Annotated in this window: 7 protein-coding genes; 5 read left to right on the forward strand and 2 right to left on the reverse strand. The window is 61.2% G+C overall.

Features of this window, described 5'->3' with window-relative positions:
* The first annotated feature begins 36 nt into the window (after window positions 1–36).
* On the forward strand, window positions 37–1,494 hold the full coding sequence (gene zwf, locus ACOZK4_RS16405) for a glucose-6-phosphate dehydrogenase (RefSeq protein ID WP_313527683.1): 1,458 nt from the start codon (window positions 37–39) through the stop codon (window positions 1,492–1,494).
* A 29-nt stretch (window positions 1,495–1,523) separates the two neighbouring features.
* On the opposite strand, the gene ACOZK4_RS16410 is transcribed toward zwf, so the two are convergent.
* Entirely contained in the window at window positions 1,524–2,153 is a 630-nt protein-coding gene (locus ACOZK4_RS16410; RefSeq protein ID WP_421592801.1) for a TetR/AcrR family transcriptional regulator, read from the reverse strand.
* Window positions 2,154–2,298: 145 nt separating this feature from the next.
* Here ACOZK4_RS16410 and ACOZK4_RS16415 point away from each other — a divergent pair, with 145 nt between their 5' ends.
* Window positions 2,299–4,335, forward strand: a complete 2,037-nt coding sequence (locus ACOZK4_RS16415) for an NAD(P)-binding protein (RefSeq protein ID WP_421592802.1) — start codon at window positions 2,299–2,301, stop codon at window positions 4,333–4,335.
* Window positions 4,336–4,476: 141 nt separating this feature from the next.
* Complete coding sequence (locus ACOZK4_RS16420; protein WP_421592812.1) at window positions 4,477–4,974, forward strand: DUF3597 domain-containing protein; 498 nt, start codon at window positions 4,477–4,479, stop codon at window positions 4,972–4,974.
* A 60-nt stretch (window positions 4,975–5,034) separates the two neighbouring features.
* Here ACOZK4_RS16420 and ACOZK4_RS16425 read toward each other — a convergent pair whose 3' ends face one another.
* Entirely contained in the window at window positions 5,035–5,802 is a 768-nt protein-coding gene (locus ACOZK4_RS16425; protein ID WP_421592803.1) for an SDR family oxidoreductase, read from the reverse strand.
* 105 nt (window positions 5,803–5,907) lie between these two features.
* On the opposite strand from ACOZK4_RS16425, the gene ACOZK4_RS16430 reads away from it, so the two are divergent.
* Both ACOZK4_RS16430 and ACOZK4_RS16435 read left to right on the forward strand, forming a co-directional pair.
* Entirely contained in the window at window positions 5,908–6,327 is a 420-nt protein-coding gene (locus tag ACOZK4_RS16430) for a winged helix-turn-helix transcriptional regulator (RefSeq protein WP_421592813.1), read from the forward strand.
* A 92-nt stretch (window positions 6,328–6,419) separates the two neighbouring features.
* On the forward strand, window positions 6,420–6,914 hold the full coding sequence (locus ACOZK4_RS16435; RefSeq protein ID WP_313527693.1) for a ferritin-like domain-containing protein: 495 nt from the start codon (window positions 6,420–6,422) through the stop codon (window positions 6,912–6,914).
* Window positions 6,915–6,975: the final 61 nt, after the last annotated feature.

A 6,975-nucleotide genomic window follows, 5' to 3' on the forward strand; every position in this document is an offset into this window, starting at 1 on the left:
CCGCAGGGTGTAACTCAAGATTTCGGGACGGATGCTTTGCGCAAGAATTCCACACGGGTTGGTCCCGGCTTTCCACAGGTCGTCGTGCTGTTCGGTGCAACGGGCGATCTCTCCCGTCGCAAGCTCCTTCCGGGGCTGTTTCATCTCATCAATGCCGGTTTCATTCCGGGTTGCCGGATCGTCGGCGTTTCGTTGGACGATATCGATGTCGACGGTTTCAGGACGATTGCCCGCGAGGCGCTCGACAAGTTCCTGACCCGCCAGTTCACGCAGGCCGAATGGGAGGCTTTCTCCGCATCGCTCGACTATGTGCCGCTCAATGCCGGGGCAGGGGCGTTGAGGAAGGCGGTCGAAAAGGCGGAGGAGGCGCTCGGACCGGAAACACGGCGCGTGCATTACCTCTCCGTGCCGCCGAAGGCCGCACTTCCGGCCGTTCAGCTTCTGGCTGAGGCGGAACTGGTCGAGCGCTGCCGTATCATCATGGAAAAACCGTTCGGCACGGACCTTGCCAGTGCGGTGGAGCTGAACAAGAAGCTCCACGAGGTCTTCGACGAGAAGCAGATTTTCCGCATCGATCATTTCCTCGGCAAGGAGCCTGCGCAGAACATCCTGGCCTTCCGCTTCGGCAACGGGTTGTTCGAACCGATCTGGAACCGCAATTTCATCGATCATGTGCAGATCGACGTGCCGGAAACGCTCGGCCTTGCGACGCGCGCCGCCTTCTACGAGACCACCGGCGCCTATCGCGACATGGTCGTAACCCATCTCTTCCAGATCCTGGCCTTCATGGCGATGGAGCCGCCGACCGCACTGGAGCCCGCGCCGATCTCGGAGGAGAAGAACAAGGTGTTCCGCTCCATGCTGCCGATCGAGCCGCGGGACGTGGTGCGTGGCCAATATATCGGTTACCGCAAGGAGCCCGGAGTCGATCCGGAGAGCGATACCGATACGTTCATCGCGCTCAAATGCGCGATCGACAATTGGCGCTGGGCCGGCGTGCCCTTCTTCCTGCGGACGGGCAAGCGTCTCGCCGAGGGGCAACGCATCATCTCCATCGCCTTCCGCGAACCGCCGAAATCGATGTTCCCGCCGGGCTCAGGCGTCGGCGCGCAAGGCCCCGATCACCTGACTTTCGATCTTGCCGATGCCTCCAAGGTCTCGCTCTCTTTCTATGGCAAACGCCCCGGTCCGGGTTTCCGGCTCGACAAGCTGTCGCTGCAATTCGCCATGAGCGAAACCGGTCTGATCGGCGAGGTGCTGGAAGCCTATGAGCGGCTGATCCTCGACGCCATGCGCGGCGACCATACGCTGTTCACCACCGCCGAGGGCATCGAACGGCTCTGGGAGGTCTCGCAGCCGCTGCTCGACAACCCACCGCCGGTCAGGCTCTACGATCAGGGCGGCTGGGGTCCGAAGTCGATCCACCAGCTCATCGCCCCGCATGCCTGGCGTCTGCCTTTCGAGCGCGCTTGGCGAGATTCGTCGAAGGGGTAGGCGGCGGCTGAAGCCGTTTCGGTGCCGGCTCAGTCGGGCCGGTAACCATGGCGGGCGAAGAAGCGGTCGAGTTCGTTTCGGCGCGGCGTCTGGCCGGTGTAGATCGCGATGTATTCCGGGATGCGCTTCATGCGCAGAGCGATGTCCTCTTGCGCCTGCATGGAGATGTAGCCGATCTGAACGAGGTAGGTCGTGCGCGCCCGGACGTCGGCGGCGGTCTCGTCATAGCCGAAGCGCATGAACATGCCGACCAGAGCCTCCAGCCGTGTCTGGTCGGCTCGCCGCACCTCTTCGAGAATGTCCTCCGATTGCAGCGCCCAGCTGCGAACGGCGAATTCGAAGGGAGAGTCGAACAAATCCTTGTCCAGCCAGCAATCGAAGACGTTCAGCATGGCTTCGGTCAGCGATTCCGCATAGGCCTCGGACCGCTTCACCATGTTGCCGGTGTTCTTCTCCCGCCACCGCGCGATCAGCGCGTTCAGCAGCTCCTCCCGGTCCTTGAAGAACCAGTAAAAGCTCGTGCGGGAAAGGTTCAGCCGCTTGGCAAGTGGCAGGATCTTCACCGAATCCACCCCGGATTCGAGCAGCGTGTCATAGGCAGCCGCGAGCCACCCCTCCTGGGAGCCGCGCCAGCCGCTGTCACTCGTCGCCTGTTCCATGATGGCCTCCTAACAAATCCCGCCCGGCGTGACAAGTAAATGTACATAGGTGTCGATATCCCGGTCACGATTGTTTTCCGAATATTGACACATATGTACATTTCCGCTTACCGTCCGGAAAACCTGACAAACCGGAGCCTGGCGCATGTCCAACGATCCCCTGCTTCAGCCCTACCAGCTCAAGCACCTGACCCTCCGCAACCGCATCATCGTCACCTCGCACGAGCCGGCCTATCCGGAAGACGGCATGCCGAAGGGCCGCTACCGGGCCTATACGGTGGAGCGCGCGCGGGGCGGGGTGGCGCTCACCATGACGGCGGGCTCGGCCGCCGTCTCGAAGGATAGTCCGCCGGTCTTCAACAACCTGCTCGCCTACAAGGACGAGATCGTTCCGTGGATCCGCGAGATGACCGACGCCGTGCACGAAGAGGGCGCGGCGATCATGATCCAGCTCACCCATCTCGGCCGCCGCACGCGCTGGGACAAGGGCGACTGGCTGCCCGTCGTCGCGCCGTCGCATCACCGCGAAGCTGCGCACCGCGCCTTTCCGAAGAAGCTGGAAGACTGGGATATCGAACGCATCATCAAGGACTTTGCCGATGCGGCCGAGCGCATGAAGGCGGGCGGCATGGATGGCGTCGAGCTGGAGGCCTATGGCCACCTGATCGACCAATTCACCTCGCCGCTGACCAACGAACTCGACGGCCCCTATGGCGGCTCGCTCGACAATCGCCTGCGCTTCTGTTTCGACGTGTTCAAGGCGATGCGCGAGCGGGTCGGCAACGACTTCATTCTCGGCGTGCGCTACACGGCCGACGAATGTCTTCCTGGCGGGACCGGAAAGGCCGAGGGCCTGGAAATCTCCCGCCGCCTCAAGGAAAGCGGCCTCATCGATTATCTCAACGTCATCCGCGGCCATATCGACACGGATCCCGGCCTGACCGACGTCATCCCGATCCAGGGCATGGCGAGCGCGCCGCATCTGGATTTTGCCGGCGACGTGCGCGTCGCGACCAAGTTCCCGACCTTCCATGCGGCGAAGATCCAGGATGTAGCCACGGCGCGCCATGCTATCGCCGCCGGCAAGGTCGACATGATCGGTATGACCCGCGCCCACATGACCGACCCGCATATCCTGCGCAAGATCATCGAAAAGCGCGAGGACGACATCCGCCCCTGCGTCGGCGCGAACTACTGTCTCGACCGCATCTACCAGGGCGGCCTTGCCTTCTGCATCCACAATGCGGCGACCGGCCGCGAGGAGACCATGCCGCACAGCATCCCGAAGGCGGATGTGCGCCGGAAGATCGTCGTCGTCGGCGCAGGCCCGGCCGGTCTGGAGGCGGCGCGGGTCTGCGCCGAGCGTGGACACGAAGTCGTGGTCTTCGAGGCCGCGAACAATCCCGGCGGTCAGATCCGCCTGACGGCGCAGAGCGAGCGACGCCGCGAAATGATCGGCATCGTCGACTGGCGCATGAGCCAGTGCGAGAAGCTGGGCGTCACGTTCCACTTCAACACCTGGGCGGATGCCGATACGATTACGGCGGAAAACCCCGATGTCGTGATCATCGCGACGGGCGGACTGCCGCATACCGACGTGCTGACAAAGGGCAACGAGCTGGTCGTATCCTCCTGGGATATCATTTCGGGCGACGTGAAGCCGGGCGCCAATGTGCTCATCTATGACGATGCCGGCGATCATGCCGGGCTGCAAGCTGCCGAATTCATCGCCAAGGCGGGCGGCAAGGTCGAGATCATGACGCCGGACCGCGCTTTCGCGCCGGAGGTCATGGCCATGAACCTCGTGCCTTACATGCGCTCGCTACAAAAGCTCGACACGACCTTCACCGTCACCTACAAGTTGGAGGCGGCGGAAAAGAGCGGAAACCAGCTCATCGCCCATGTCGGCAGCGACTACGGTGGCGTTTCCAAGCAGCGCACCGTCGACCAGATCGTCGTCAACCACGGCACCATCCCGCTCGATGACCTCTATTTCGAGCTGAAGCCGGGGTCGAGAAATCTTGGCGAAGTGTCCTATGACGAGCTGCTGAATGGTGCTCCGCAGACCGTCGAGCGCAAACCCGAAGGCGCCTACCAGCTCTTCCGCATCGGCGATGCCGTCGCCGCCCGCAACACGCATGCGGCGATCTACGACGCGCTCAGGCTAGCAAAGGATCTCTGATGGCGGCGTGAAGCGTTTGGTGTGTGACACGGCCGGCCTCGCCGCTTTCGCGGATGGTGGCCGGGATTGAAGTTCCCGTACATTGAAACGTGGGGTCGCGGCCCTATCCTTCTTGAGACAACGACCAAAAGGAGCCAGTCAATGAGCATTTTCAGCCGCATCAAGGAGAAACTTTTTGGACATCCGGCCGCAACGCCGGATCATGCCGTAATCGCCGGTGCGGAAAAGCCCGCAACCGCTGATGTAGCGGCCACTCCCACCCTTGGCGGCCAGGCGGATCAGGGCAAAGCAGAAAAGGTTGCGACGCCGATCCTCAGCGATGACGTCACTGCAACGCTTTCGGGAGCTCATTCCGACCCCGCCACCTCAGGAAATGCCGGCCCCGTCGATGTCGCAGCTATCATGGACGCCGCCGTTAAGAAGAACGGTCAGAAACTAGACTGGCGGCGTTCGATCGTGGACATGATGAAGGCGCTCGATCTGGATTCCGGCCTGTCGGCACGCAAGGAACTGGCCGATGAGCTGGGGTTTACAGGCGACAAGAACGATTCCGCCACGATGAACATGTGGCTGCACAAGGCGCTCATGAAGGCCTTGGCCGACAATGGCGGCAAGGTGCCGGCCGAATTGCTCGATTGAGGCAAACGTGGAGGCGCTGGATATCCGGCGCCTCCAAAATATTCCGAGCATGTCGTCGCTTCACGCTCCTTCATGGGCCTTGCGAGCAAAATCATTGAGGGCGATGACGGTGGCGTCGAATCGCTGTTCGGCCTCGGCGTTTCTCAGGAAGCCGACGCGTTGCACGAGAATTTCCGGCGGCGTGGGATGCTGCTGGAAAAGTGCGATGACTTCATCGATGAAGTCCTCGAGCGGAAGATATCCCTCGCGCGTGGATTGGCCGGGCGTCAGCTCGGTCTGAACGGCAGGCGGCACCAATTCGATCACCTCGATCTTGCCTTTCAGGACCTCGCGAAGCGAGACCGTGTAGCTGTGAATGGCGGCTTTTGTGGCAGAATAGGTCGGCGTCGCCGTCAGCGGCACGAAGGCGAGGCCTGAGCTTACATTGACGATCACGGGGTTGGCTTGTGTACTCAAATGCTCGACGAGCGCATTGGTCAGGCGGATCGGGCCGAGCAGGTTGGTGGTGATCGTGGCCTCTGCATCCGCGAGATCACGCAATCCCTCAAGCGTCTCCATGCGCATGATGCCGGCATTGTTGACCAGCACATTGAGGCCCGGGAACTCGGCAATGACCGTCTTGGCGAATGCCGCGATGCTTTCCGCGCTGTCGATGTCGAGTTGAACGGCGTGGATATTCGGGCGATCCCCGATCGCCTGCCGCAACGTCTCCAGCCGTCGTCCGGCGATGATGACGGTATTACCGAGATCGTGGAAACGATGGGCGAGCGCCTCGCCGATGCCCGAACCGCCCCCGGTGATGAGAATGGTGTTGTTGTTTGTCTGCATGGACGTGAACCTCGTTGCTGTTGTCCTCCAGCAAACTAGGGTTCATACTCTCCATTCCGAAGTAGGCACCGAAAAGATTTGTACGCACCAAAAGGAGAGTGTCTGATGCGCCGGGCAATTGCGGATCCTCAAATGGAAGAACGACTGCACGGCCCCGTTCCCGACCATGTCGATCCGGTGATCGAAGCGCTCGTTGAGGACATTATCGGCAAGGTTGCCGACAAATGGACGATGCTGATCCTGGAGGCGTTGCAGGAGCAGGGAACGCTGCGTTTTACTCAGCTTGGCAAGGCCGTGGGAGGCATCAGCCAGAAAATGTTGACCCAGACGGTGCGGCGCATGGAAGAGGATGGCCTTGTCCGCCGGACGGTGCATCCCGTTATTCCACCGCATGTCGATTATGCGCTCACACCGCTCGGCGAAAGCCTGAGCCAGGCGTTCTGCGGTGTCTGGATCTGGGCGGAAAAGCACCACGACGCAATCAAGGAAGCCCGTCGGGCTTTTGCGAGCAACAGGAAAGGCTAACCTGTCTTGCATTTGCGACAATTCTCGCGATTAGGGAACGATTGCTCCCCTCGTTGATTTCTCCGGCGCATTCATGCGTAAGGAGAAACATCATGAAATCGCTATCCGATATTTTCGAGCATACGTTGCAGGACATCTACTACGCTGAAAACGCCATCACCAAGGCGCTGCCGAAGGTCGCCAAGGCGGCCAAGAGCGCCGAGTTGAAGAAGGCGGCGGAAGAGCATCTTGCCGAAACGAAAGAGCAGATCACCAAGCTGGAGCAGGTGTTCAAGTCGATCGGCAAGAAGGCGTCCGGCGAAAAGTGCGACGCCATCGAAGGGCTGCTCAAGGAGGCCGATGGTCTGATGAAAGAGGCCGAGGGGACGGCGCTGGATGCCGGGCTTCTGGCTGCTTGCCAGGCTGTCGAGCACTACGAAATCGCACGCTACGGTTCATTGCGCGAATGGGCGAAGGATCTCGGCCACGATGAAGCCCACAAACTTCTCAGCGAAATCCTCGACCAGGAGAAGGCGACGAACAACAAGCTGACGAACCTTGCGGTGACCTCGATCAACAAGACGGTCGCCAAAGCGAAGGCTGCATAGCGCCGGGTGGGGCGTTGCTGTGCGCCTCAAGTCTAAACAGGTGTGAAAATGTGTGGTGGTG

This window comes from Shinella sp. M27, from assembly GCF_049199905.1.
In the GTDB taxonomy this organism is placed as follows: Bacteria; Pseudomonadota; Alphaproteobacteria; order Rhizobiales; family Rhizobiaceae; genus Shinella.